General features: G+C 57.6%; 20 protein-coding genes. 7 read left to right on the forward strand and 13 right to left on the reverse strand.

Features of this window, described 5'->3' with window-relative positions; all coding sequences use genetic code 11:
* Window positions 1-218 precede the first annotated feature (218 nt).
* The 4 genes from lolB to dauA all read left to right on the forward strand — a co-directional run bounded on the left by lolB (window position 219) and on the right by dauA (window position 4,591).
* Window positions 219-839: a lipoprotein insertase outer membrane protein LolB gene (gene lolB / locus AC1MKH_RS14280; RefSeq protein WP_015964125.1), complete on the forward strand. Its 621-nt coding sequence runs from the start codon at window positions 219-221 to the stop codon at window positions 837-839.
* Entirely contained in the window at window positions 836-1,687 is an 852-nt protein-coding gene (ispE, locus tag AC1MKH_RS14285) for a 4-(cytidine 5'-diphospho)-2-C-methyl-D-erythritol kinase (RefSeq protein WP_276219971.1), read from the forward strand. Before lolB ends, ispE begins: the two co-directional genes overlap by 4 nt.
* Window positions 1,688-1,836: 149 nt before the next feature.
* Window positions 1,837-2,784: a ribose-phosphate diphosphokinase gene (prs, locus tag AC1MKH_RS14290; RefSeq protein WP_003856663.1), complete on the forward strand. Its 948-nt coding sequence runs from the start codon at window positions 1,837-1,839 to the stop codon at window positions 2,782-2,784.
* Window positions 2,785-2,908: 124 nt separating this feature from the next.
* On the forward strand, window positions 2,909-4,591 hold the full coding sequence (gene dauA / locus AC1MKH_RS14295) for a C4-dicarboxylic acid transporter DauA (protein WP_276219970.1): 1,683 nt from the start codon (window positions 2,909-2,911) through the stop codon (window positions 4,589-4,591).
* A 39-nt stretch (window positions 4,592-4,630) separates the two neighbouring features.
* Here dauA and ychH read toward each other — a convergent pair whose 3' ends face one another.
* Window positions 4,631-4,906, reverse strand: a complete 276-nt coding sequence (gene ychH, locus AC1MKH_RS14300; protein ID WP_015964122.1) for a stress-induced protein YchH — start codon at window positions 4,904-4,906, stop codon at window positions 4,631-4,633.
* A 273-nt stretch (window positions 4,907-5,179) separates the two neighbouring features.
* Here ychH and pth point away from each other — a divergent pair, with 273 nt between their 5' ends.
* Together pth and ychF are read left to right on the forward strand one after the other, a co-directional pair.
* Window positions 5,180-5,764 (forward strand): aminoacyl-tRNA hydrolase, encoded by a 585-nt coding sequence (gene pth, locus AC1MKH_RS14305; protein ID WP_149462740.1) that lies wholly within the window; start codon window positions 5,180-5,182, stop codon window positions 5,762-5,764.
* 115 nt (window positions 5,765-5,879) lie between these two features.
* A complete protein-coding gene (gene ychF / locus AC1MKH_RS14310) occupies window positions 5,880-6,971 on the forward strand; it encodes a redox-regulated ATPase YchF (protein WP_276219969.1) in 1,092 nt (363 codons plus the stop codon).
* Window positions 6,972-7,138: 167 nt separating this feature from the next.
* Here the strand turns inward: ychF and prpE are convergent, their stop codons facing one another.
* From prpE to prpB, 4 genes are read right to left on the reverse strand one after another with little or no spacing between them, the layout of a single operon-like run.
* On the reverse strand, window positions 7,139-9,025 hold the full coding sequence (prpE, locus tag AC1MKH_RS14315; RefSeq protein WP_276219968.1) for a propionate--CoA ligase: 1,887 nt from the start codon (window positions 9,023-9,025) through the stop codon (window positions 7,139-7,141).
* Window positions 9,026-9,046: 21 nt separating this feature from the next.
* Complete coding sequence (locus tag AC1MKH_RS14320; protein ID WP_276219967.1) at window positions 9,047-10,498, reverse strand: bifunctional 2-methylcitrate dehydratase/aconitate hydratase; 1,452 nt, start codon at window positions 10,496-10,498, stop codon at window positions 9,047-9,049.
* Window positions 10,499-10,542: 44 nt separating this feature from the next.
* Entirely contained in the window at window positions 10,543-11,709 is a 1,167-nt protein-coding gene (gene prpC / locus AC1MKH_RS14325) for a bifunctional 2-methylcitrate synthase/citrate synthase (protein WP_276219966.1), read from the reverse strand.
* 40 nt (window positions 11,710-11,749) lie between these two features.
* On the reverse strand, window positions 11,750-12,640 hold the full coding sequence (prpB, locus tag AC1MKH_RS14330; RefSeq protein WP_276219965.1) for a methylisocitrate lyase: 891 nt from the start codon (window positions 12,638-12,640) through the stop codon (window positions 11,750-11,752).
* Between the two features lie 272 nt (window positions 12,641-12,912).
* On the opposite strand from prpB, the gene prpR reads away from it, so the two are divergent.
* On the forward strand, window positions 12,913-14,493 hold the full coding sequence (prpR, locus tag AC1MKH_RS14335) for a propionate catabolism operon regulatory protein PrpR (protein ID WP_276219964.1): 1,581 nt from the start codon (window positions 12,913-12,915) through the stop codon (window positions 14,491-14,493).
* Here the strand turns inward: prpR and urtE are convergent.
* The 8 genes from urtE to atzF all read right to left on the reverse strand — a co-directional run bounded on the left by urtE (window position 14,490) and on the right by atzF (window position 26,124).
* Complete coding sequence (gene urtE / locus AC1MKH_RS14340) at window positions 14,490-15,188, reverse strand: urea ABC transporter ATP-binding subunit UrtE (protein WP_276219963.1); 699 nt, start codon at window positions 15,186-15,188, stop codon at window positions 14,490-14,492. The genes prpR and urtE overlap by 4 nt on opposite strands.
* Window position 15,189: 1 nt before the next feature.
* The gene (urtD, locus tag AC1MKH_RS14345) at window positions 15,190-15,981 is read right to left on the reverse strand and encodes an urea ABC transporter ATP-binding protein UrtD (RefSeq protein WP_276219962.1); all 792 of its coding nucleotides are present in this window, start codon (window positions 15,979-15,981) and stop codon (window positions 15,190-15,192) included.
* On the reverse strand, window positions 15,974-17,050 hold the full coding sequence (gene urtC / locus AC1MKH_RS14350; protein WP_276219961.1) for an urea ABC transporter permease subunit UrtC: 1,077 nt from the start codon (window positions 17,048-17,050) through the stop codon (window positions 15,974-15,976). The genes urtD and urtC overlap by 8 nt, the downstream gene beginning before the upstream one ends.
* Window positions 17,050-18,615 (reverse strand): urea ABC transporter permease subunit UrtB, encoded by a 1,566-nt coding sequence (gene urtB, locus AC1MKH_RS14355; RefSeq protein ID WP_276219960.1) that lies wholly within the window; start codon window positions 18,613-18,615, stop codon window positions 17,050-17,052. The genes urtC and urtB overlap by 1 nt, the downstream gene beginning before the upstream one ends.
* Before the next feature lie 83 nt (window positions 18,616-18,698).
* The gene (gene urtA, locus AC1MKH_RS14360) at window positions 18,699-19,970 is read right to left on the reverse strand and encodes an urea ABC transporter substrate-binding protein (protein WP_276219959.1); all 1,272 of its coding nucleotides are present in this window, start codon (window positions 19,968-19,970) and stop codon (window positions 18,699-18,701) included.
* Between the two features lie 57 nt (window positions 19,971-20,027).
* Window positions 20,028-20,702 (reverse strand): GntR family transcriptional regulator, encoded by a 675-nt coding sequence (locus AC1MKH_RS14365; protein WP_276219958.1) that lies wholly within the window; start codon window positions 20,700-20,702, stop codon window positions 20,028-20,030.
* A 9-nt stretch (window positions 20,703-20,711) separates the two neighbouring features.
* Entirely contained in the window at window positions 20,712-24,329 is a 3,618-nt protein-coding gene (gene uca / locus AC1MKH_RS14370) for an urea carboxylase (RefSeq protein ID WP_276219957.1), read from the reverse strand.
* Entirely contained in the window at window positions 24,322-26,124 is a 1,803-nt protein-coding gene (atzF, locus tag AC1MKH_RS14375) for an allophanate hydrolase (protein ID WP_276219956.1), read from the reverse strand. Before atzF ends, uca begins: the two co-directional genes overlap by 8 nt.
* Window positions 26,125-26,249 lie beyond the last annotated feature (125 nt).

Consider the following 26,249-nt stretch of genomic DNA (forward strand, 5'->3'; position numbering starts at 1 on the left):
CCAGCGTTGATAAGGTTAGTCTGAGCGCATCATACAGGATGCGCGAGATCAATAAAAGAGACGCTCCCCTTTTGGGGTAGTGCCATCGCTCACCTTGTGTACAAACGGATAGCCAAGATAATTTAATGATTTAAGACAACTTGAGCGTAGACGCTGCTTCGCCGCGACGCTAGCATTAAGGGTTATAACTGCTACCTATCGCAAGGATTGTCATTATCATGACCCTGTCTGACTTTCGCCTGATTCGTCTGCTGCCGCTGGCAAGCCTCGTTCTTACCGCCTGTGTGACCACGCCACCGCAAGGTCCGGGGAAAAGCCCGGACTCACCACAGTGGCGTGAGCATCAGCAGGAAATCCGCAAGCTGAACCAGTATCAAACCCGCGGCGCATTCGCATATCTCTCTGATGAACAAAAAGTTTATGCACGCTTCTTCTGGCAGCAGACCGGTCAGGATCATTACCGACTGCTGCTGACTAACCCGCTGGGCAGTACCGAACTGTCGCTCACCGCACAACCAGGCTCGGCGCAGTTAGTCGATAATCAGGGTAAAACCTACACCGACGTGGACGGCGAAGAGATGATTGGCAAGCTCACCGGTATGCCGATTCCGCTTAACAGCCTGCGTCAGTGGATTTTAGGCCTGCCAGGCGACGCGACCGATTACAAACTCGACGATCAATACCGTCTGCGCGAAGTGAATTACACGCAAAACGGCAAAACCTGGAAAGTGGTGTACGGCGGCTATAACGACCAGAAACCGGCGCTACCTGCAAATATGGAACTGACCGAAGGTTCCCAGCGTATCAAGCTGAAAATGGATAACTGGATCGTGAAATGATGACCCGTTGGCCCTCTCCCGCAAAGCTGAACCTGTTCTTATATATCACCGGGCAACGTGCCGACGGTTATCATGAGTTGCAGACGCTGTTTCAGTTTCTCGACTACGGCGATACCTTGACCATCGAAACGCGTCAGGATGGGCAACTGCGCCTGTTAACGCCGCTTGAGGGCGTGCCGGACGAAGAGAATTTGATCGTACGTGCTGCGCGTCTGCTGATGAAAACGGCGGCGCAAACGCACCGTCTGGCAGAAGGCAGCGGTGCCGATATCAGTATCGAAAAGCGGCTGCCGATGGGCGGCGGTCTCGGCGGTGGTTCTTCTAACGCCGCCACGGTGCTGGTGGCGCTGAATCATCTCTGGCAGTGTGGTTTATCGGAAGATGAGCTGGCCGCGATTGGCTTAACGCTGGGCGCCGATGTGCCGGTCTTCGTTCGCGGCCACGCCGCCTTTGCCGAAGGCGTTGGCGAGCAGCTCACGCCGATTGATGTGGCTGAAAAATGGTACCTGGTTGTTCATCCTGGCGTTAGCATTCCCACGCCGATGATTTTTAACGATCCAGAATTGCCCCGGAATACGCCAAAAAGGTCAATAGACACGTTATTAAAATGTGAATTTGGCAATGATTGCGAGGTTATCGCAAGAAAACGTTTTCGCGAGGTTGATGAGGTGCTTTCCTGGCTGTTAGAATACGCGCCGTCGCGCCTGACTGGAACAGGGGCCTGTGTTTTTGCTGAATTTGACACAGAACTCGCTGCTCGTCAGGTGCTGGAGCAAGCCCCGGAATGGTTTAATGGCTTTGTGGCTAAGGGTGTCAACCTTTCTCCACTCCATCAATCCATGCTTTAGCCGGGCAAGCTGAGTTTCGGTGACAACGTCACCCTGTTCCAGACGTTGCATCGCGCTCTTTAATACACCGCCTGGGAAGAATATAGCCTGGCCCGCACAGTTTTTGGCTGATTCTTTCCACCAATGGACGCATGCCTGAGGTTCTTCTCGTGCCTGATATGAAGCTTTTTGCTGGTAACGCCACCCCGGAACTAGCACAACGTATTGCCAACCGCCTGTACACTTCTCTTGGCGACGCCGCTGTCGGTCGTTTTAGCGATGGTGAAGTCAGCGTACAAATTAACGAAAATGTACGCGGTGGTGATATTTTCATCATCCAGTCCACTTGTGCTCCCACCAACGACAACCTGATGGAATTGGTTGTTATGGTTGATGCTCTGCGTCGTGCTTCCGCAGGCCGTATCACAGCCGTTATCCCTTACTTTGGCTATGCCCGTCAGGACCGCCGCGTGCGTTCCGCGCGTGTACCAATCACGGCAAAAGTTGTCGCTGACTTCCTGTCCAGCGTCGGCGTTGACCGCGTACTGACCGTTGACCTGCATGCTGAACAGATTCAGGGCTTCTTCGACGTACCGGTAGATAACGTATTCGGTAGCCCAATCCTGCTCGAAGATATGCTGCAACTGAATCTGGACAACCCGATTGTGGTTTCCCCGGATATCGGCGGCGTTGTTCGTGCTCGTGCCATCGCAAAACTGCTTAACGATACCGACATGGCTATCATCGACAAACGTCGCCCGCGTGCGAACGTTTCTCAGGTGATGCACATCATCGGTGACGTTGCTGGCCGTGACTGCGTTCTGGTTGACGACATGATCGATACCGGCGGCACTCTGTGCAAAGCAGCTGAAGCCCTGAAAGAACGTGGTGCAAAACGCGTATTCGCTTACGCAACCCACCCGATCTTCTCTGGCAATGCGGTAAACAACCTGCGCAACTCAGTTATCGACGAAGTCGTCGTCTGCGATACCATCCCGCTGTCGGATGAAATCAAAGCGCTGCCTAACGTTCGTACACTGACGCTGTCCGGGATGTTGGCCGAAGCGATTCGTCGTATCAGCAACGAAGAATCCATTTCTGCCATGTTCGAGCATTAATCGGACCTGGTTAAAAAACCCGCTGCGGCGGGTTTTTTTGTCTATAGTAACTATTTGTATGACCTATGCCTCCTTCACCTGCCATTCACATGACAGATGATGCGCTCACGGATGAAACATTATTGTGAATAAAATATTTTCCTCACAGGTGATGCCTTTCCGCGCTCTCATCGATGCGTGCTGGAAAGAGAAGTACACCGTATCCCGCTTTACTCGCGATGTTATCGCCGGGATCACTGTCGGTATTATTGCTATCCCGCTGGCGATGGCGCTGGCGATCGGCAGCGGCGTCGCTCCGCAGTATGGTCTGTATACGTCTGCCGTTGCGGGGATTGTTATTGCCCTGACCGGGGGCTCACGCTTTAGCGTCTCCGGGCCGACGGCCGCCTTTGTCGTCATTCTTTACCCTGTATCACAACAGTTTGGCCTTGCCGGGTTGCTGGTCGCCACGTTGATGTCCGGGGTATTTTTGATTCTTTTTGGCCTTGCGCGTTTTGGCCGCTTAATTGAATACATTCCCCTCTCCGTCACGCTGGGCTTTACCTCCGGTATTGGTATCACCATCGGGACGATGCAGATTAAAGACTTCCTTGGCCTGCAACTGACGCACGTGCCGGAACACTATCTGCAAAAAGTCGGGGCGCTGGTGATGGCGCTGCCGACCATCAACTTTGGTGATGCGGCGATTGGTATCGTCACCCTCGGCACGCTTATTTTCTGGCCTCGCCTCGGTATTCGCCTGCCGGGCCACCTGCCCGCGCTGATTGCGGGCTGCGTGGTGATGTTTATCGTCAATATGCTCGGCGGTCACGTCGCCACCATTGGTTCCCAGTTCCACTACGTGCTGGCGGATGGCTCGCAGGGCAACGGTATCCCGCAGCTGCTGCCACAACTGGTGTTACCGTGGGATATGCCAGGTTCCGACTTCACGCTGAGCTGGGCATCGCTGCGCGCCCTGCTACCCGCCGCGTTCTCGATGGCAATGCTGGGGGCGATTGAGTCGCTGCTCTGCGCCGTGGTGCTGGACGGCATGACCGGCACCAAACACAAAGCCAACAGTGAGCTGATTGGTCAGGGCCTGGGGAATATTGCCGCGCCGTTCTTTGGCGGCATCACCGCGACCGCTGCCATCGCCCGTTCCGCCGCCAACGTGCGTGCCGGGGCGACCTCACCGGTTTCTGCGGTGATCCACGCGATCCTGGTTATTCTGGCGCTGCTGATCCTCGCGCCGCTGCTCTCCTGGCTGCCGCTGTCGGCGATGGCCGCCCTGCTGCTGATGGTGGCGTGGAACATGAGTGAAGCGCATAAAGTGGTTAACCTGCTTCGCCGCGCGCCGAAAGATGACATCATCGTGATGCTCATCTGTATGTCGCTGACCGTGCTTTTCGACATGGTTATCGCTATCAGCGTGGGGATTGTGCTCGCATCGCTGCTGTTTATGCGCCGTATCGCGCAGATGACGCGCCTGTCGCCGGTCAATGTTAATGTACCGGATGACGTGCTGGTGCTGCGCGTGATTGGCCCGCTGTTCTTTGCCGCTGCCGAAAATTTGTTCACTGACCTTGAGTCACGTATCGAGGGCAAGCGTATCATCGTGCTGAAGTGGGATGCGGTGCCGGTGCTGGATGCAGGCGGGCTGGATGCGTTCCAGCGCTTTGTGCGTAAGCTACCGGAAGGATGCGAACTGCGGGTGTCGAACATGGAATTCCAGCCGCTGCGTACAATGGCACGCGCCGGAATCAAACCAATTCCTGGTCGCCTGACCTTCTTCCCGAATAAAGAAGCGGCGCTGGCCGATATCAAATAGCAAAATGGCTCCTTCGGGAGCCATTTTTTTCATCAGATATCAGTGACTGGTGCGTTTGTCGCGGCGACAACGTTTATCATAGTGGCGTACCCACCAGTATCTGTCGCAGACCTGTTCGTGTCCGCCGACACGCGCCCCGGCAAGCCAGAGGATTGCGCCGATAAAGATGCTTAACACCGCACCGTGCGCGAAAAACTGTGGCAAATTGAACTGTGGCAACTGGTTTAAAATAGAATAGCCGACACCGACCACCATTACGACCAGGCCCAGACCCATGAGCACATTACCGAGTAACGAAGCGTTTTTACGTTTCATATGTCACCTCCGAGCTTTTGGGCTTAAGGGAAATATCCCTTCTCCTTGTGTGTAAAGTATAGACACCACTTTTGGCAATTAGTGCGATGGCGATCGCAATTACGAACATTAACGCAACAAAACTTTACATTTAAGTTACTGAATTACATCAAGTCCGAATGGTCACCCGAATGAACTATTCGGTTTTTGCCCCTTTGGGCGCTTATTTTTGTCAAGCGCGCGATCACCACGTAAACTACGCGCCAGAAATACGACCTGTTCAGGAATAATAACGTGACGATTAAACTGATTGTCGGCCTGGCTAACCCCGGCGCAGAGTATGCTGCGACGCGCCATAACGCGGGTGCCTGGTATGTCGATTTGCTGGCGGAGCGCGCCCGTGCGCCGCTGAAAGAAGAAAGTAAATTTTTTGGCTACACCTCGCGCATTAATCTGGCGGGTGAAGATGTGCGCCTGCTGGTGCCAACCACTTTCATGAACCTGAGTGGTAAAGCGGTTGCCGCGCTGGCGACGTTCTATCGTATTAATCCGGATGAAATTCTGGTGGCGCACGATGAGCTCGACTTACCACCAGGTGTCGCAAAGTTTAAGCTTGGCGGTGGTCATGGCGGCCATAATGGGCTGAAAGACATCATCAGCAAACTGGGCAATAACCCCAATTTTCATCGCTTACGCATCGGAATCGGTCATCCGGGCGATAAAAACAAAGTTGTCGGTTTTGTTCTCGGCAAACCGCAGGCATCTGAACAGAAGCTGATCGACGATGCGGTAGACGAAGCGGCGCGCTGTACGGAGATCTGGCTGAAGGATGGCTTAACCAAAGCCACCAACCGTTTGCACGCCTTTAAGGCGCAATAACCGTTGAACTGCGGCATTTTTGCCGCATGCCGTGTATAATAGGCAGAGTTATTTACTTTTCTGATACCTGTTATCGCTAACAGGTTGATTATCAAAAGATTAAGGTGATTTAAACATGGGATTTAAATGCGGTATCGTCGGTTTGCCTAACGTGGGCAAATCCACCCTGTTCAATGCGCTCACGAAAGCAGGTATTGAAGCGGCGAACTTCCCGTTCTGTACCATTGAGCCGAACACCGGTGTTGTACCCATGCCCGACCCGCGTCTGGACCAGCTGGCTGAAATCGTTAAACCGCAGCGCATCCTGCCAACCACCATGGAATTCGTGGACATCGCAGGCCTGGTAAAAGGCGCGTCCAAAGGTGAAGGTCTGGGTAACCAGTTCCTGACCAACATCCGCGAAACCGAAGCCATTGGCCACGTCGTTCGCTGCTTCGAAAACGACAATATCATCCACGTTTCTGGCAAAGTTGATCCGGCAGAAGATATCGACGTCATCAACACCGAACTGGCGCTCTCTGACCTTGATACCTGCGAACGCGCTATCCACCGCGTGCAGAAGAAAGCCAAAGGCGGTGATAAAGACGCGAAAGCGGAACTGGCTGCCCTGGAAAAATGCCTGCCGCAGCTGGAAAACGCCGGTATGCTGCGCGCGCTGGATCTCTCTGAAGAAGACAAGGCCGCCATCCGCTACCTGAGCTTCCTGACCCTGAAGCCAACCATGTATATCGCTAACGTCAATGAAGACGGTTTCGAGAACAACCCATACCTGGACAAAGTGCGCGAAATCGCCGCTGCCGAAGGTTCTGTAGTGGTTCCGGTGTGCGCTGCCGTTGAATCTGATATCGCTGAACTCGACGACGAAGAGCGTGACGAATTCATGCAGGAACTGGGCCTCGAAGAACCGGGCCTGAACCGCGTGATCCGCGCGGGTTATTCTCTGCTGAATCTGCAAACCTACTTCACCGCGGGCGTGAAAGAAGTACGCGCATGGACCATCCCTGTCGGCGCGACCGCACCGCAGGCCGCCGGTAAAATCCACACCGACTTTGAAAAAGGCTTCATCCGCGCCCAGACTATCGCGTTTGAAGACTTCATCACCTACAAGGGTGAACAAGGCGCGAAAGAAGCCGGTAAAATGCGTGCAGAAGGGAAAGATTACATCGTGAAAGATGGCGATGTGATGAACTTCTTGTTTAACGTATAAGGTGCTTTGTCAGACCTGTTGGTCTAATGAGCGCATTGCCTGATGCGCTACGCTTATCAGGCCTACATAATTTATGCAATATATTGAATTTGCACGATTTTGTAGGCCGGATAAGGCGTTTACGGCGCATCCGGCATGAACAAAGCACAGAGTGTCAGCAAGCGGTTCTACCCCCCCAGCGCCCGCCTTATCTCCACCAGCGCATTCGGGTCCTCAATCGTCGTTAAATCCCCAGGATCCCTTCCCTCACAAATCGCCTGCATCGCGCGCCTGAGCATTTTGCCGGAACGCGTTTTCGGCAGTTGTGAGACAAAGTAAATTCGCGCTGGTCGCCCGAAGTGACCAATCTGGTCATCCACCCGGTGCTGGATAGCCTGCTCTTCTTCCTGGGCTACATCACGCAGCAGCAGGCTGTCGCCCTGTTTGGGGATGACAAACGCCACGGCTACCTGCCCTTTTACCGCATCCTTCACGCCGACCACCGCCACTTCCGCGACGTTACCGTAGCCGGAGATGCTCTCTTCAATCTCGCGCGTGCCGAGTCGATGCCCGGCGATGTTGATCACGTCGTCCGTGCGCCCAAGGATAAAGTAATAGCCGTCATCATCCCGAATGCCCCAGTCAAAAGTCGCGTACACCGGGCGCTCGAACAGTGACCAGTAGGTATTGACGAAACGCTCATCATTGCCCCAGATGGTCTGAATGCAGCCCGGCGGTAGCGGCCCTTCAATCACCACCATGCCCTTTTCATTCGCCCCGCATTGCTGGCCGGTATGTTCGTTGAGCAGTTTGACGTGATAGCCAAACATCGGCACGCCAGGGCTACCCAGGCGCGTCGGGCGATCGCTCAACTCGCGGGCAATAGCCATAATCGGCCAGCCGGATTCAGTCTGCCAGTAGTTGTCGATAACCGGGATGCCCAGCGTTTCTGTCACCCAACTGGCGGTCGGTTCATCCAGCGGCTCTCCGGCGAGATACAGTACTTCCAGCGATGAAATATCATGATTGCGTATTTGCGCAGTGGGGAATTTCTTCAGCACGCGAATGGCGGTCGGCGCGGAGAACATCCGGCTAACCTGATATTTTTCAACGATCTTCCACCAGACGCTGCAATCCGGCCAGGTTGGCGTACCTTCAAAAACCACCGTCGCCATGCCTGCCAGCAGCGGCGCATAGACGATATACGAATGCCCCACCACCCAGCCGATATCGGAAGTGCAGAAGAACACACCGCCCGCTTTACCGCCAAAAATCGTCGCCATCGTCGTCGCCAGCGCCACGGCATAACCGCCGACATCGCGCTGAACGCCTTTCGGTTTACCCGTCGTGCCGGAGGTATAAAGAATGCAGGAGGTTTCACTCGCCTCCAGCCAGACAACCGGCACCTGGGCATCAAGATGCTGCTCACGCAGCGTCGCGTAATCGGCATCACGTTCAGCCACGCGCTGCATCGGCGCCAGCCCACGGTCAACCAGCAGCACCCGTTGCGGCGGATGTTCGGAAAGAGAAATCGCATCATCAAGCAGCTTTTTGTAGGGGATCACTTTCCCTGCGCGCGATCCGCCATCCGCAGAGACAATCAGCACCGGGCGCGCATCATCAATCCGCGCCGCCAGGCTGTGCGAGGCGAAACCGCCAAACACCACCGAGTGGATCGCGCCAATACGGGCGCAGGCCAGCAGCGTAATATGCGCTTCGGCAATCATCGGCATATACACCAGCACCCGGTCACCGCGCGAGACGCCAAGCGTTTGCAGCATCGCTGCCGTGCGGTTCACCTCGGCGTGCAGTTCGCGAAAGGTAAATGTTCGCTCCTCGCCGGTTTCCGCCGACACGGCAATCAGCGCCAATGCATCGGGCTGCGAGGGAAGCCAGCGATCGATCGCGTTATGGCATAAGTTGGTCGTGCCGCCGCAAAACCAGCGGGCAAAAGGCGGATTGTCATAGTTGAGCGTACGCGTAAACGGCGTATGCCAGTCGATGCGCCGGGCCTGCTCGGCCCAGAATGCCTCCGGGTCGTTAATCGACCGCTGATAGAACGTCTCATAAGACATAGAAGTCTCCTTCTGAACGGATCAGATGACGAACAGATCAAGGTACGCGTTTACCGGCATCTGCTCCAGGCGCTGTCTGTCCAGGGAGGCCTCCAGAATGCGTTGCTGCTGACGCGCGGGGAACTGGCGCGCCAGGTTGGTTTTAAATTTCTCAATCAGCAGCGGGATCCCTTCTTCGCGGCGACGGGCATGACCAATCGGGTACTCCACCACCACTTCCTCAAAGCGGCTACCGTCCGAAAATTCGACGGTTAAGGCATTGGCAATTGAGCGTTTTTGCGGGTCGTGATAATCGCGGGTAAATGCCGGGTCTTCATGGCAATGAGTTTTGGCGCGCAGAATATCAATGCGCGGGTCGCTGGCGATATTCTCTTCATAGTCTGCTGCCGTCAGGCGGCCAAACAACAGCGGGATGGCGACCATGTACTGAATGCAGTGATCGCGGTCGGCCGGGTTGGTGAGCGGCCCTTTTTTGTCGATAATGCGAATACAGGCTTCATGAGTGCGGATAGTCACGCGCTCAATATCCGCCGCTGTTTTCCCCGCAGTAACCATTTTTTGATGCAAGGTCATCGCGGCTTCAACCGCCGTCTGCGAGTGGAATTCCGCCGGGAAGGAGATTTTAAACAGCACGTTCTCCATCACGTAGCTACCGTAAGGGCGCTGGAAGCGGAACGCCTCGCCCCTGAAGGAGACATCGTAGAAGCCCCAGGTTTTGGCGGTTAACGCTGAGGGGTAACCCATTTCACCGGTCTGCGCCATCAGTGCGAGCCGCACCGCGCGCGACGTGGCGTCACCCGCCGCCCAGGATTTACGCGTGCCGGTGTTCGGCGCATGGCGATAGGTTCGCAGCGACTGCCCATCAACCCACGCCAGCGACACGGCATTGAGAATTTCGTCACGACTCAGGCCGAGCATCTCAGCCACCACCGCCGTCGAGGCCACTTTCACCAGCAGCACATGGTCTAACCCGACTTTATTGAAGGCGTTTTCCAGCGCGATGCAGCCCTGAATTTCATGCGCTTTAATCATGCCAGCCAACACGGCCTGCATGGTGAGCGGCGCTTTACCCGCCGCCACCGCATTGCGCGACAGCCAGTCGGCCACCGCCAGAATACCGCCAAGGTTGTCGGAAGGATGCCCCCACTCCGCCGCCAGCCAGGTATCGTTGAAATCCAGCCAGCGGATCATCGCGCCAATATTAAACGCCGCCTGCACCGGGTCGAGCTGGAACTGCGTACCCGGCACTTTTGCGCCGTTGGGCACGACCGTTCCCGGCACAATCGGCCCCATCAGTTTTTTACATGCCGGATACTCCAGCGCTTCCAGCCCGCAGCCCAACGTATCGAGCAGGCAATAATGCGCAGTGTTCCACGCCACGGTGGAATCAATCCGGTAATTCATCACGTAATCCACGATATCGACGATTTCCTGATCGAATTCCGCACGAAGATTGGTAATCGGCTGAGACATGTTTGTGTTCCTGTTTTCGTTATTGTCAGAGGTAAGTAGATGAATTAATGGCGATTTTCCAGCGCGACAAACGGTTTATCTTCCGGACCGGTATAGTTGGCGGACGGGCGGATGATTTTATTGTCCTGGCGCTGTTCAATGACATGGGCCGACCAGCCCGTCACGCGCGCCATCACAAACAGCGGCGTGAACATTGCGGTGGGGACGCCCATCATGTTGTAGGAGACCGCCGAGAACCAGTCGAGGTTGGGGAACATCTTCTTGGTTTCCCACATCACCGTTTCCAGGCGGTCGGCGATGTCATACATCTTCATGGAACCCGCTTCACGGGAGAGCTGATGGGCGATGGTTTTGATCACCTGATGGCGCGGGTCGGAAATCGTATACACCGGGTGCCCAAAGCCGATAACCACTTCTTTGTTGTCGATACGGCGGCGAATATCCTGCTCGGCTTCATCCGGCGTTTCATAGCGTTGCTGAATATCGAGCGACACTTCATTGGCCCCGCCGTGCTTCGGCCCGCGCAGCGCGCCAATCCCGCCGATAATGGCGGAATAGATATCCGAACCGGTTCCGGCAATCACCCGCGAGGCGAACGTTGAGGCATTAAACTCATGTTCGGCGTAGAGAATCAGCGACGCGTGCATCGCCTTCACCTGGCTTTGCGGCGGTTTATGGCCGTGCAGCAGGTGCAAAAAATGGCCGCCGATGGAGTCGTCATCGGTTTCCGGCTGAATACGCTCGCCGTTGTGGCTGTAGTGATACCAGTAGAGAAGAATGGAGCCGAGCGACGCCAGCAGCTTGTCCGCGATATCGCGCGCCCCGGAAACCGAGTGTTCCTCTTTCTCTGGCAATGTACAGCCCAGCGCAGAGACGCCGGTGCGCAGTACATCCATGGGGTGCGACGCCGCCGGCAGCGATTCCAGCACAATGCGCACGTTGGCAGGCAAGCCGCGCAGCGCTTTCAGCCGCGTCTTATACGCGTGCAACTCATCGCGATTGGGCAGTTTGCCGTGAATCAGCAGATACGCCACCTCTTCAAACTCGCAGTGCTTCGCGAGGTCGAGAATGTCATAGCCGCGATAGTGCAGATCGTTGCCGCTCTTGCCCACGTAACAGAGTGCGGTATTCCCGGCAGGCACACCGGAGAGCGCCACGGATTTTTTCGGTTTTGTGGCAGTCGTGTTTTGCAAAATGGTCGCTTCGCTCATACTGGCCTCGTCTTATTATGGATGTGTAGGGTAAAACCGATTACTTGCCGCGTTTGCTGGCAAACAGGGCGTCGAGTTTCTCTTCAAACTGGTAGTAGTTGATGCTTTCGTAGAGTTCGCTGCGGGTCTGCATGATGTCGATAACGCTCTTCTGCGTGCCTTCCTGACGCAGTACGTTGTAGACCTGTTCCGCGGCGCGGTTCATGGCGCGAAACGCCGACAGCGGATAAAGCGCCATCGCCACGTGCGCGCTGCGCAGTTCGTCGGTGGTGAACAGCGGCGTCGCGCCGAATTCGGTGATGTTGGCAAGGATCGGCACCTGCACCGCATCGGCAAACTGGCGATACATCGAAAGCTCAGTGATGGCTTCCGGGAACAGCATGTCGGCCCCGGCTTCGATATACGCGCGGGCACGTTCGATGGCCGCCTCCAGCCCCTCCACCGCCAGCGCGTCAGTGCGCGCCATAATCACAAAGTCCAGGTCGGTACGGGCATCCACGGCGGCTTTAATGCGATCGACCATCTCTTCGGTTGAGACAATCTCTTTATTCGGGCGATGGCCGCAGCGTTTCGCCCCAACCTGATCTTCAATGTGCAGTCCTGCCGCACCGGCTTTACTCACCGATTTCACCGTGCGCGCAACGTTAAACGCCGAAGCGCCAAACCCGCTGTCGACGTCCACCAGCAGCGGCAGCGAGCAAACATCCGTGATACGCCGGATATCGGTCAGCACATCGTCCAGCCCGGTGATGCCTAAATCGGGCAGGCCAAGCGACCCCGCCGCCACGCCGCCGCCGGAGAGATAAATCGCCTGAAACCCGGCCCGCTGCGCCAGCAGTGCGTGGTTAGCGTTGATGGTGCCTGCAATTTGTAGCGGGGATTCTTTGCTCAGCGCCTGACGGAACGCCTGACCCGGTGATTGAGTGCTCATGCACACCTCTTTGTTGTTTGAATGTTATTTTTTCGTAACAACAAAAGAGCAAGCGATGTGCCAGAACGGCCGCGTCAGTTCACAAAAATGAAAACAGTAAAATATTGATAATAAAATCATGATGTTGAATATATTCTCTCTCACCATATCGCTCACACATGAGGGTAAAGCGCTTCAGCTAACGTTTCAGAGATTGTTTCACCCTCTGTTTTTGAAACATCCATGAAACACAACTACAACAGATCAGGTCTCCCTCATTTGAGTGCGTTGTCATGACCGATAACATCACGCCAGCTGCGAAACCGGTTATCTGGACCGTCTCAGTGACGCGCCTGTTTGATCTGTTCCGCGATATCAGCCTTGAGTTCGACCATCTGGCAACAATCACGCCGATTCAGCTCGGTTTTGAGAAAGCGGTGCAGTACATCCGCCAGAAACTGGCCACTGAACATTGCGACGCGATTATTGCCGCCGGTTCAAACGGCGCGTATCTGAAGAGTCGCCTCTCGGTGCCGGTTATCCTGATCCGTCCCGGCGGGTTTGATCTGTTGCAGGCGCTGGGCAAAGCACGCCGCGTCGCCGACCGGATCGGCGTCATTACCTACAAAGCGCCGCTACCTGCACTACAGGAGTTTCAGAAAAGCTTTCAGCTTCCGCTTGAACAGCGCAGCTACGTCACCGAAGAGGATGCCCGTAGCCAGATAACCGAATTGAAAGCCTCCGGGATACGCGTGGTGGTCGGCGCTGGGTTAGTGACCGAACTCGCCGAAGAGGCCGGGCTGGCGGCAGTTTTTCTCTATTCGGCCGCCACGGTGCGCCAGGCATTCAGCGATGCACTGGATATGACCCGCTTTTCCGGCACCGTGCGCAGCAGCACCCAACGCGATACGCTGCGAACCCGCTACGGCCTGGGCGATCTGGTGGGGGAATCGGCGATAATGGAACAGGTTCGCCGAACGATTCTGCTCTATGCGCGATCCCCGGCGGCGGTGTTAATTGAAGGCGAAACCGGCACCGGGAAAGAGCTGGCGGCGCAGGCACTGCATCAGGAGTATTTTGTCCGCCATCGCCCGCGCGCGGGCCGTGGCTCGCCACCCTTTGTGGCAATCAACTGCGGGGCGATTGCGGAGTCGTTGCTGGAAGCCGAGTTATTTGGCTACGAAGAAGGCGCATTTACCGGCTCGCGGCGCGGCGGACGCAGCGGCTTGCTGGAAACCGCCAACGGAGGCACGCTGTTCCTCGATGAAATCGGCGAAATGCCGCTGCATCTGCAAACGCGCCTGCTGCGCGTGCTGGAGGAAAAGCGCGTGACGCGCGTCGGCGGGCAGCAGCCGCTGAACGTTGAGTTTCGTGTTATTAGCGCGACGCATTGCGACCTGCAACAGGCCGTCGCCGAGGGGCGTTTTCGCGCCGATCTCTTTTTCCGCCTCAGCGCTCTGCGTCTGCGCGTACCCGCCCTGCGCGAGCGTGGCGACGATATCGCCCTGCTGGCACGACGCTACCTGACGCAATCGCTGGCGGCGCTGGATTCGCCGCTGAGCGATACTCTGAATCATCGCGTCGCACTCTGCCTGCCGCCGTTGTTGCACTACGCCTGGCCGGGCAACATTCGCGAACTTCGCAACCTCTGCGAGCGGCTGGCGCTGCTGCTCAGTAGCGACATGATCGGCGATGAGCGGGACCTCCCTGCACTTCTGCCAGAGCTGTATGACGCGGAAAATACGCTCACATTTGCGCCGTCAGCCCTCGATGCGCTGGCACAGTGTGGCGGCGATCGTAACGCTGCCGCGCGTTATCTGGGCGTCAGCCGCACCACCTTCTGGCGACGGCTGAAAGAGGAACAGGCGCGCTAAATCGCCACCAGCCCGCGCACGCCCTGCGCCTCCATTTCATCACCGCGCCCGCGCTGGATAATCGCTCCGCGCGACATCACCAGATAGTTATCCGCAAGCTCGGCGGCAAAGTCATAAAACTGCTCCACCAGCAGAATCGCCATGTCGCCGCGACTGGCGAGGCTTCTGATCACTGCGCCAATCTCTTTGATGACCGACGGCTGAATACCTTCCGTGGGTTCATCAAGAATGAGCAGTTCCGGGCGACAGGCGAGCGCGCGGCCAATTGCCAGTTGCTGCTGTTGCCCGCCGGAGAGATCGCCGCCGCGTCGCTGTTTCATTTCACGCAGCACCGGAAAGAGTTCATAGATCTCTTGCGGCACCGCGTTTGCGTCACGCCCGGAGAAACGCGCCAGCCCCATCAACAAGTTTTCTTCCACCGTCAGACGCGGGAATATTTCGCGCCCCTGCGGCACATACGCAATCCCCTGCTGCACGCGCTGATGCGGCCTCATCCCGTTAATCACCTTCCCTTTCCAGCGGATTTCGCCAGATTTCGCCGGAATAACGCCCATCAGACATTTCAGCAGTGTAGTTTTGCCCACGCCGTTGCGCCCTAACAGACAGGTGATTTCTCCCGGCGTGGTGTCGAACGACAAGCCACGCAGAATGTGGCTGCCGCCGTAATATTGATTAAGATCCTGAACCTGCAACATATTAGCGCCCCAGATAAACGTCAATAACCTGCTCGTTGGCCTGTACGTCGCGCAGCGAGCCCTCCGCCAGTACCTGTCCCTGATGAAGCACCGTCACGTGGTCGGCGATACTTTCGACAAATCCCATATCGTGCTCAACCACCATCAATGAGTGCTTTCCTGCCAGCGTCCGAAACAGTTCGGCAATGTATTCCGTTTCCGCATCCGTCAGCCCGGCGGCGGGTTCATCCAGCAATAACAGATGTGGCTCCTGCACCAGCAGCATGCCTATTTCCAGAAACTGTTTTTGCCCGTGGGATAACAACCCCGCCGCGCGCTGGCTGGAGTCGAGAAGACGCAGCAGATGCAGCACCTCATGGATGCGATCCCGCTGCTCGCCGCTGAGTTTAGCGCGCAGGCTATGCCACACCGATTTATCATTTTTCTGCGCGATTTCGAGGTTTTCCAGCACCGTCAGCGCTTCAAAAACGGTGGGTTTCTGAAACTTGCGGCCAATCCCCGCCCGGGCAATCTCAACGGGCGATAAGGTGCGCAGGTCGATAGTCTGATCGTAAAAAATCCGTCCATTATCTGGCTGGGTTTTCCCGGTAATCACATCCATTAGCGTGGTTTTGCCCGCACCGTTAGGGCCAATCACGCAGCGCAGTTCCCCCACGCCGATGGACAACGAGAGATCGGTTAATGCACGAAAGCCGTCAAAGGTGACGTTGATCTTTTCCAGTTGCAGCACCGGGTCGGTTTTTTCGCGATAGCGATCCTGTGGCAGCGGCTGGGTAAAAAGGGAATCAGTCATGCTTCCTCCGTTTGAGCAGGCCAATCACGCCGCGCGGTAAAAACAAGGTCACCAGAATAAACATCAGGCCGAGGAAAAAGAGCCAGTAGTCAGGGAATGCGACGGTAAACCAGCTTTTCGCGCCGTTCACAATGCCCGCGCCCAGCACCGGGCCAATCAGCGATCCGCGACCGCCGAGCGCCACCCAAATCGCCGCCTCAATAGAGTTAGTGGGCGACATTTCGCTGGGGTTGATAATGCCAACCTGCGGCACATACAGCGCGCCCGCTAACCCGCACAGCACCGCTGACAGCGTCCAGACGAACAACTTAAATCCACGTGGATCGTAACCGCAGAACATCAGGCGATTCTCCGCATCGCGCACGCCGGTCAGCACCCGGCCAAACTTGCTGCGGGTCAGCGCCACGCCGATTGCCAGCGCCGCCACCAGCAGCAACACGGTGGCGATAAACAGCGCGATGCGCGTGCCCGTCGCTGACACCGGGAAGCCTAAGAGGGTGGTAAACCCTGTAAAGCCGTTATTGCCGCCAAAACCGGTTTCGTTACGGAAAAACAGCAACATACCGGCGTACGTCATCGCCTGAGTCATGATCGAGAAGTAGACATCTTTGATGCGCGAGCGGAAAGCGAAGTAGCCAAACAGCAGCGCCAGCAGGCCAGGAACCAGAACGATCAGGCACAGAGCCCAGGCAAAGTGCTGGGTACCAGCCCAGAACCACGGCAGCTCCGTCCACGAGAGAAATGACATAAACGCCGGTAAATCGTCGCCGGAGGCCTGGCGCATCAGGTACATGCCCATCGCGTAGCCGCCCAGGGCGAAGAACAACCCGTGGCCGAGCGAAAGCAGACCGGCGTAGCCCCACACCAGATCCAGCGCCACGGCGACAATCGCATAGCACAGGATTTTGCCCATCAGGGTAAGCGTGTAGGTTGAAACCGCCAGCGGATGCGCCGCAGGCAACAGCGCCAGAAAGGGCAGAATCAGCAGCACGATGAAAATCAACGCGCCGAGTGCGCCCGACACACGCGGCGCGCGGCGGGCTAAAGTCAGTGTCAGTGGCTGGCTCATCAGTCAATCACCCTCCCTTTGAAGGCAAACAGCCCCTGCGGCCGTTTCTGGATAAACAGCACAATCATCACCAGGATGGCGATTTTCCCCAGCACCGCACCAAGCTGCGGTTCGAGAAACTTATTCAGCACACCCAGACCCAGCGCGGCCACCACGGTTCCCGCCAGTTGCCCGACGCCGCCGGTCACTACCACCAGGAAGGAGTCGATGATATACCCCTGCCCCAGCTCCGGCCCCACGTTGCCCAACTGGGATAACGCCACACCGCCCAGCCCGGCGATGCCGGAACCCAGCCCAAACGCCAGCATATCCACGCGCCCGGTCGGCACGCCGCAGCAGTCCGCCATCCGGCGATTCTGTGTGACCGCCCGCACGTTCATTCCGAGGCGGGTTTTATTGAGCAGCAGCCAGGTCAGCGCCAGCACGCCCGCCACGAAAACGATCACCGCAATCCGGTTGTACGGCAGCACCAGATTCGGCAGCGCGTTCCAGCCGCCCGATAACCACGCCGGGTTCGCTACTTCCAGGTTTTGCGTGCCAAATATCACGCGCACCAGTTGGATCAGCATCAAGCTGATCCCCCACGTCGCCAGCAGCGTTTCCAGCGGTCGCCCATATAAATGACGAATAATCGTGCGTTCCAGCAGCATCCCCATCACGGCGGTGATGGCAAAAGCCACCGGCAGCGCCGCCAGAGGGTAAAGCGCCAGCCAGTCCGGCGCGTAACGGGCAAAGACGTCCTGTACCAGCCAGGTCGCGTATGCGCCCAGCATCAGCATTTCTCCGTGCGCCATATTGATGACGCCCAGCAGGCCGTAAGTAATGGCAAGGCCCAGCGCCGCCAGCAGCAGAATCGAGCCCAGCGATAAGCCGCTAAACGCCAGCCCCAGCCACTCGCCCCATTTCAGGCGCTGCTGGATCTGTTTCAGGCTATCGGCCGCCGCGTCGCGCACTGCCGCATCCGGTTCGTTTTCTGGCTGCGTGAGACGGTTCAGACTCGCCTGTACCTGCGGGTCGCTGGCCTCGCCCAGTAATTTCACCGCCTGCAGGCGCTGCGCCGGACGGCTATCGGTTAACTGCAACCCGGCGACCGCGATACCCAGCGCCTGATGTACGGCGTCATTTTTCTCAGCGGCCAGACGCTGGCTGAGGAACGGTAACTGATCTGCCTGCGCGCTGGTCTGCAACGCCTGCGCCGCCTGCAACCGTACGGCGTCATCCGGGCTCACCAGTTGATGCGCCGACAGCGCACTGGCGACCAGCCCACGCAGACGGTTATTCATAAATACTTTTTTCGTCGCACCAGCGGGCGCAGCGTCGCCCTCCAGCGGCGTGAGTTTGCCCTGTCGCTGTGAAAAAAGCTGACCCTGGGTGTCCATCACCACCGTTTCACGGCTCAACGCCTGTAACAGCGTCAGACGGGAAGCGTCCGGCGTTTGCGCCCACTGTTGCAGCAACTGCGCCTGCTGGCTGCGGTTCGCCTTGCCGTAATCTTCAACGGGACCGGCCAGCGCCGAGGTTGCCATCAACAGGCAGCTAATAAAAAGAGAGCTTAAAATTTTCATCGTGTCGGTGTCTTCTTTTGTGGCCCAACAACGCCGGGCCAGCCAACCGTTGGCAGAGGCGTCATCCGCCCCCGCCGCTGCGATTATTTACCGCCCGTCTTCACCGGACTTTCCGATTTTTTGTCATTGCCCGGAATGTACGGGCTCCACGGCTGCGCGCGCACCGGTTGTTCGGTCTGCCACACCACATTGAACTGCCCGTTATCCTCGATTTCGCCAATCATCACCGGTTTATGCAGGTGGTGGTTGGTGGCATCCATGGTGAGGGTGAAACCGCTCGGCGCAGCAAACGATTGATTCGCCATCGCTTCACGCACTTTATCGACATCCGTGGTGCCCGCTTTTTCCACCGCCTGCGCCCACATATGAATGCCAACATAGGTCGCCTCCATCGGGTCGTTGGTCACCACGGTATCGGCGTTCGGCAACTTATGCGCTTTGGCATAGGCGCGATAATCCGCCACGAATTTGGTGTTCACCGGGTTGCTGACCGATTCAAAGTAGTTCCACGCGGCCAGGTGGCCCACCAGCGGTTTGGTGTCGATGCCGCGCAGTTCCTCTTCGCCGACGGAGAACGCCACCACCGGCACATCGGTGGATTTAATGCCCTGATTCGCCAGCTCTTTGTAGAACGGGACGTTGGAGTCGCCGTTGATGGTGGAGATCACCGCCGTTTTACCGCCTGCGGAGAATTTTTTGATACTGGAGACAATGGTTTGATAGTCGCTGTAACCAAACGGCGTATACACCTCTTCAATGTCTTTATCCTGAATGCCTTTTGAATGCAGGAAAGCGCGCAGAATTTTATTGGTGGTGCGCGGATAAACGTAGTCAGTGCCCAGCAGGAAGAAGCGCTTCGCCCCGCCACCGTCTTCGCTCATCATGTACTCGACTGCCGGGATTGCCTGCTGATTCGGCGCCGCCCCGGTGTAGAACACATTTGGCGACATCTCTTCGCCTTCGTACTGCACCGGATAAAACAGCAGGCCGTTCAGTTCTTCAAATACCGGCAGCACCGATTTGCGCGACACTGACGTCCAGCAGCCAAACACCACGGCGGCTTTATCCTGGCTCAGCAGCTGGCGCGCTTTCTCCGCGAACAGCGGCCAGTTCGATGCCGGGTCAACCACTACCGGTTCCAGCTTTTTACCCAGTACGCCGCCTTTGGCGTTGATTTCATCAATGGTCATCAGCGCCATATCCTTCAGCGGCGTTTCTGAAATCGCCATCGTGCCGGAGAGCGAGTGCATGATGCCGACTTTAATGGTGTCTGCTGCGTATGCCTGTAACGAGAAGCCCATGCTCAAAAAGGTCGCGGAGAGGGCAAAAGCTTTCAGTAAAGAACGTCTTTTCATCACTAAACCCCTAAATAATATTGATTAATGTCTCCGCACATGCGGAGCGGGAACGTCTTACAACCTGGCCTGCTGGAGCCGATGCAGGGTAATTTTCCTGACCTCGGCTTTACTCTGTGAAATGTGTTCCGTCAGCAGCCGCTGCGCTTCTTCCCTTTGCTGACGCAGCACCGCCTGCAAAATGCGCGCATGCTCCTGATAGGTGGCATCCACGCGGTCCTCGCGGGTGAAGTCGAGATGGCGAATAATGCGAATCTTTTCCGTCAGCTCGATATGCACGCGCACCATTTCTTCGTTGCCGCTGGCACGAACCAGCGTGGTATGGAAAGCCTCGTCATGGCGTGAAAGGGTTTTGCCGGGCGCCATACGCGGTGCGTCTATCCAGAAATCCACCAGCGGCGCGAGGTGGTCCTGGCACATCGCGAGCGGCATGTCGCACAGGCGCTTAACTGCTTCACACTCCAGTACGATGCGAAAGTCGTACAGCGCCTCGAACCACGCGAAATCAAACGGCTTCACCTGCCAGCCGCTCCGGCTGTACACCTGCACGTAGCCCTCCTGTTCGAGACGAAACAGGGCCTGGCGCACCGGGGTGCGGCTGGCGGCCATTCGCTCTGAAATCTCGCTTTCGCTGAAATGCTCACCGGGCATCAGGCGAAAATCGAAGATGTCGTTTTTCAGCGCGTGATAGATGCGCTCGCCAAGGCCGGGGTTACGCTTGCTGCTTTCCATTACGCCTCCTTACGCCAGCCACAGCAGCGCATCGCCGGGGCTCACCGGGTGGCCCGGCTGACAGCCGATGCGTTTCACGGTTCCCGCCTGAGGTGCGTGGATCGCCAGTTCCATTTTCATCGCTTCGACGATGATCAGCGGCTGCCCTTCGGTCACCTCATCGCCCGGTTTCACCAGTACCTTCCAGATATTGCCGTTCATATCGCCGGTCACGGCAAACGCATCATCGTCGGCTTCCTCGATGACGGGCTGGCGTGGGCATTCCGCGTCGACGGCTTGTTCATCCTGCTGCCAGCGCGCCACTTCGCTTTCGAAGGCCAGCGCCTGCTTCTCGCGGAAATGGCGAATCTCGTCGGCGTTGGCCTCAAGGAAGTGCAGATGCTCAGCAAAATCGAATTCGCTCTCTTCGATGCGCACGGCGGCGCGGCCTTCGCGGAAATCATCACGCAGTTGATTGAGTTCGCTTTCGCTGACCGGATAGAAGCGCACCTGGTCAAAGAAGCGCAGCAGCCACGGTTCGCCCGCCGCGAACTGACGGTTTTTGAGGAATTTGTTCCAGATAGGCAGCGTGCGCCCCACCAGCTGATAACCGCCGGGAGAGTCCATGCCATAGATGCACATATACATGCCGCCAATACCGACCGTGCCTTCGGCGGTAAAGGTACGCGCCGGGTTGTATTTCGAACTCAGCAGGCGGTGGCGCGGGTCAATCGGTACAGCGCAGGGTGCGCCGAGGTAAACATCACCCAGCCCGAGGATCAGATAGCTGGCATCGAAAATCGTGTCACGCACCGCCTCACGGCTCGCCAGCCCATTGATGCGTTGAATGAAATCAACGTTATTTGGCAGCCACGGCGCGCTGGCGCGAACCGTATCCTGATAGCGGCTGACGGCGTCCAGCGTAGCGGTATCTTCAAAAGCCATCGGCAGCCAGACGATGCGCGACGGGACTTTCATATCGCTGACATCGCCCATGTGCGACTCCTGCTCCAGCAGAATCGCCACCAGCGCCTGCTGGCTGATTTCCCGGCTGTCGTAGCGCACCTGTAACGAGCGCACGCCCGGCGAAAGTTCTTTAATGCCCGGATGCGATAAATCGTTCAGCCGCGCCATCAGCAGATGCACACGCAGGCGCAGCGCCAGATCGAGAACGTTGTCACCGTATTCAATCAGGATGTAGTTATCTCCCGCCTGGCGATAGACAATGGCGGGCGTTGTCGCGCTGGCCGGTAACGACACCAGCGCTGCCGCCGAGACGCCATCACGCGCGGCCAGCGATGGCACGGCAAATGTCGCCAGATGGCTGGACTGAAGCGTATCGATAGTGCGATCCATCGCCTTTTCCCGTGCGACGGCATCGGCCACGCTTATTGGGTAGAAGCGAATCGTGTCGCCGGGCTTCACCTGCCCCACTTTCCACAGCTCCGCTTTGGCAATGGTGACCGGGCAGACAAATCCCCCCAGGCTTGGCCCATCGCGCGTGAGGATCACCGGGAAGTCGCCGGTAAAATTAATCGCGCCAATGGCGTATTCGCAGTCATGCACGTTGGAGGGATGCAACCCGGCTTCGCCGCCGTCCGGGCGGGTCCACTCCGGTTTTGGCCCAACCAGGCGCACGCCAAGGCGATTAGAGTTGTAATGCACCTGCCATTCGCTGGCGAAAAAGTCATCAATCGATTTTTGACTGAAGAAATCCGGCGCGCCGTGCGGGCCATACAGCACGCCGATACGCCAGCTATCGCCATACTCTGGCACCAGCGACGCCGCCAGCGCCTGCGGTTCGCTCACCGGTGCAGGCGTGGTACAGGCGCTCAGCTCCGGGCGCGAAACGGGCAGCAGATCGGCGACTTTCAGCGTGCGTCCGGCGTGGCCGCCAAACTGCCCCAGCGCGAAGGTGGAACGGCTTCCGAGATACTCCGGCACATCAAAACCGTTACGTACGGCGAGATAAGCGCGACACCCCGCTTTGGCGCGCCCAAGGCTGAGGGTTTGCCCACGCTTAACCGTGACCGGCTGCCAGAGCGGCACGCGGGTTTCATCCAGCAGCGCCTGACAATCAGCCCCGGTGAGGGCAATGACCGCATCCGTGTGAAAGCGCAGCACTGGCCCCTGAAGCGTAAATTCCAGCCCGGCGGCGGTATGGTGATTGCCGACAATGCGGTTCGCCAGCCGAAAGGCGTAATCATCCATCGGCCCGGACGGCGGTACGCCGATATCCCAGTAACCGAGGCGCCCCGGATAATCCTGAATGCTGCTCCAGGTGCCCGGTTGCAGCACTTCAATCACCGGCGATTCTGCCTCTACGCTATCGAGCCAGCGCGTCCAGACGCGGCCTTCCGTGAACGCCACGCTGGAGGTTATCTGGCGCAGATAATCGAGATTGGTGGTAATACCGTGCAACCGCGTGGCATTCAGCGCCAGCGCCAGTTTCTCCAGCGCTGCCTCGCGGGTATCCGCATGCACGATAAGCTTGGCGATCATCGGGTCGTAAAATGCTGAGACTTCGCTGCCTGTCGTCACGCCGCTGTCAATGCGCACACAATCAGGGAAAGTGACTTCCGTTAGCACGCCGGGGCTCGGCTGGAAGTTCTTCAGCGGGTTTTCCGCATAGATGCGCACTTCCATCGCCACACCCTGCGGGGCCTGCGCCAGACGCGCCCAGTCGATGCTTTCGCCTGCGGCGACGCGCAGCATACACTCCACCAAATCAAGTCCGGTGACGCACTCGGTTACCGGATGCTCCACCTGCAAACGGGTGTTCACTTCGAGGAAGTAGAACGCGTCCTGTTCGGGGTCATAGATAAATTCCACCGTACCTGCGCTGCGGTAATTCACCAGCTTGCCCAGCTCAACGGCGGCATTCAGTAGTGCTTCGCGCGTGGCTTGCGGCAGATTCGGCGCGGGCGTCTCTTCAACGACCTTCTGATTGCGCCGCTGAAGAGAGCAGTCGCGCTCGCCCAGGGCGACAACATTGCCGTTGCCATCACCAAAGATCTGCACTTCGATGTGACGGGCACGATCGATACAGCGTTCGATAAAGACGCCGGCATCGCTAAAGAACTGTTCGCCGAGACGACGCACGCTCTCCCACGCCTGCACCAGCGCCTCCTGGTCGGCGCAGCGTGTCAGGCCGATACCGCCGCCACCCGCCGTACTTTTAAGCATCACCGGATAGCCAATGTTCTGCGCCGCGTTTAGCGCCTCTTCAACGGTGTCCAGCAGCCCGGTTCCCGGCGTCATCGGCACGCCCGCCTGCGCCGCCAGTTCGCGCGCCCGGTGCTTTAACCCGAACTCGCCAATCTGCTGCGCCGTGGGGCCGACAAACGCGATACCCGCCTGCTCGCAGGCATCGGCAAACGCCAGGCTTTCCGAGAGAAAACCGTAACCCGGCCAGATGGCCTGCGCCCCGCTTTCCTGCGCGGCGGCGATGATTTTGTCGATGCGCAGATAGCTGTCGCTGGCTTTCTCTCCGCCCAGCGCCAGCGCGATATCCGCCTGTTTAACGTGTTCCGCGTTTTTATCCGCGTCGGAATAGACCGCGACGCTGGTGATGCCAAGGCGCTTTAACGTGCGAATGGCGCGGCAGGCAATTTCCCCTCGGTTGGCGATCAGGACAGTGTTAAACATGATGCGTCTCCTTGCGGCCAACCCAGTGGCGCCAGCCTTTGAATTCAGTGATATCGGTGGCGTCATTCAACGCCGCCGGTTCGCAGATAAAGCCTTTCACCCAGCGCCCGTCAGCCAGTTCCAGCGAGCCAATCCCCAGCGGGGCGGGAATTTCAGCGACAAACTCGCCAAAGCGCGCCAGCGGGATATCCCACAGCTCCACCTGAATCGCCGCGCCATCGGCGTCACGCGCAATACCTGGTTTCGGCGGCTGCGTGTTCGCCAGTGCAAAAAGCCGATAGCAGGGAGCGGTTTCTGTCGCTTCAACAAACACCGCATCGCGCTGAATCAGCTGGAAGTTGAGCGGCATGCCGCGCAGATGTGCGCCGACCACGGCGACGCGAACGTGATGCGCGGAAGGCGGCAACGACGCAGAGATAGCCGGGAAGGCATGCCCGGTCGCACCGAGCGGCAGGGCCAGCTGTTGCTGCCAGCGGCGGCCAAAATCGGCCAGCGCGCGGTCATGCCAGGCCGGAGCGAGCAGCGTAATGCCAGCAGGTAAGCCATCCGCACGGAACGGGGCCGGCAGCGCGAGGGCGCTGAGATCGGCAAGGTTGGTGAAATTGGTGTAGGTGCCAAACTGCGAATTAAAGCGAATGGGCTCGCGCGCCATATCAGCCAGGGTGTGTATGGTCGGTGACGTCGGCACCACCAGCGCATCAACCTCGGCGAGGGCGGTCTGAATCTTGCGTGCCAGCTCTGCACGCAGATATTCGGCTTTAAAAGCCTCAACGGCGCTGTAGTTCAGGCCAGCGGCGATGATGGTATGAACCGTAGGGTCCATCTGTTCGGGATGATTCAGCGTGTCACCCACCGCCACGGTGCGCTCGGCCACCCACGGGCCCTGGTAAAGCTGTTCCGCCAATTGATAGAACGCCGAGAAATCGATGGGCTTTAAGGTCACGCCGCTTTCGCGCAGCGCACCGAGCGCCGCCTGCCAGGCCTGCTCTGCCGCACTATCGTCAAAGAAAACCAGCGCATCCGGAATGGCGAGTACCGGGTTTTGCGAAAAAGTCGCAGGCGCAGCGGCCGGGTTGATTCTGGAATAGGCATCCCCGGAGTCGAACCCTCCGGCGAGCGTGGCAACCTGCCAGGCGTCATCCACCGTGAGGGCAAACACCGAAAGCGTGTCGTTCAGACGGCAGGCCGGGAAAACACCGGTCGCTGAGAGCCAGCCTTTGGTCGGCTTCAGCCCGACAATATTGTTGAACCCGGCGGGCACGCGGCCTGAACCGGCAGTGTCGGTGCCTAATGAAAACGGCACCAGCCCGCGCGCTACCACCGACGCAGAGCCAGAGCTGGAACCGCCGCTCACATAAGCCGGATTAAACGCATTCGCGACGGCACCGTATGGAGATCGCGTGCCCACCAGCCCGGTCGCAAACTGGTCCAGGTTAGTTTTACCGATAAGGATTGCGCCCGCCGCTTTCAGTTTCGCCACCGCAGTGGCATCGCGTTCTGCGATCTGGGCAATCGCCGGGCAGGCGGCGGTCGTTGGCCAGCCAGCGGCATCAACGTTGTCTTTAATCGCAAAGGGAATACCAAACAGCGGATAACGTTCTGGCTGCTGTTGGTATTGCGGTAACAGAGCGTCTATTTGCTCGCGAAGCTGCGTTTCGCTGGCAAGCACGATCCACGCATTATCCTGCGCAGTCAGAGACTGAAGATGGTCATTTAATAAGGCAAATACGTTGTCACTATTACGCGCAATGGCCTGTTGCCATTCGCCAAGTGTTTTTCCGGTCATCACTGCCATGTTGGAATTCCTGTTGGTATACAAGATGGAATTCATATAGCAACCGGCATGCCAAATAATTAACCTACTGTTTTAAAACAAATTAACTTATCGCCCTTATTATTTATAAGAATTAACTGCACCCT

This window comes from Pseudocitrobacter sp. CD920760 (genome assembly GCF_057782505.1).

Coding starts and splice junctions, on each gene's coding strand:
- ychF (WP_276219969.1), top strand. CDS start 5,880: ATGGGATTTAAATGCGGTATCGTCGGTTTGCCTAACGTGGGCAAATCC.
- urtD (WP_276219962.1), bottom strand. CDS start 15,981: ATGACTGATTCCCTTTTTACCCAGCCGCTGCCACAGGATCGCTATCGC.
- lolB (WP_015964125.1), top strand. CDS start 219: ATGACCCTGTCTGACTTTCGCCTGATTCGTCTGCTGCCGCTGGCAAGC.
- ispE (WP_276219971.1), top strand. CDS start 836: ATGATGACCCGTTGGCCCTCTCCCGCAAAGCTGAACCTGTTCTTATAT.
- AC1MKH_RS14320 (WP_276219967.1), bottom strand. CDS start 10,498: ATGTCTCAGCCGATTACCAATCTTCGTGCGGAATTCGATCAGGAAATC.
- urtE (WP_276219963.1), bottom strand. CDS start 15,188: ATGTTGCAGGTTCAGGATCTTAATCAATATTACGGCGGCAGCCACATT.
- urtC (WP_276219961.1), bottom strand. CDS start 17,050: ATGAGCCAGCCACTGACACTGACTTTAGCCCGCCGCGCGCCGCGTGTG.
- atzF (WP_276219956.1), bottom strand. CDS start 26,124: ATGGCAGTGATGACCGGAAAAACACTTGGCGAATGGCAACAGGCCATT.
- uca (WP_276219957.1), bottom strand. CDS start 24,329: ATGTTTAACACTGTCCTGATCGCCAACCGAGGGGAAATTGCCTGCCGC.
- prpB (WP_276219965.1), bottom strand. CDS start 12,640: ATGAGCACTCAATCACCGGGTCAGGCGTTCCGTCAGGCGCTGAGCAAA.
- ychH (WP_015964122.1), bottom strand. CDS start 4,906: ATGAAACGTAAAAACGCTTCGTTACTCGGTAATGTGCTCATGGGTCTG.
- urtB (WP_276219960.1), bottom strand. CDS start 18,615: ATGAAAATTTTAAGCTCTCTTTTTATTAGCTGCCTGTTGATGGCAACC.
- AC1MKH_RS14365 (WP_276219958.1), bottom strand. CDS start 20,702: ATGGAAAGCAGCAAGCGTAACCCCGGCCTTGGCGAGCGCATCTATCAC.
- urtA (WP_276219959.1), bottom strand. CDS start 19,970: ATGAAAAGACGTTCTTTACTGAAAGCTTTTGCCCTCTCCGCGACCTTT.
- prpR (WP_276219964.1), top strand. CDS start 12,913: ATGACCGATAACATCACGCCAGCTGCGAAACCGGTTATCTGGACCGTC.
- prpE (WP_276219968.1), bottom strand. CDS start 9,025: ATGTCTTATGAGACGTTCTATCAGCGGTCGATTAACGACCCGGAGGCA.
- prpC (WP_276219966.1), bottom strand. CDS start 11,709: ATGAGCGAAGCGACCATTTTGCAAAACACGACTGCCACAAAACCGAAA.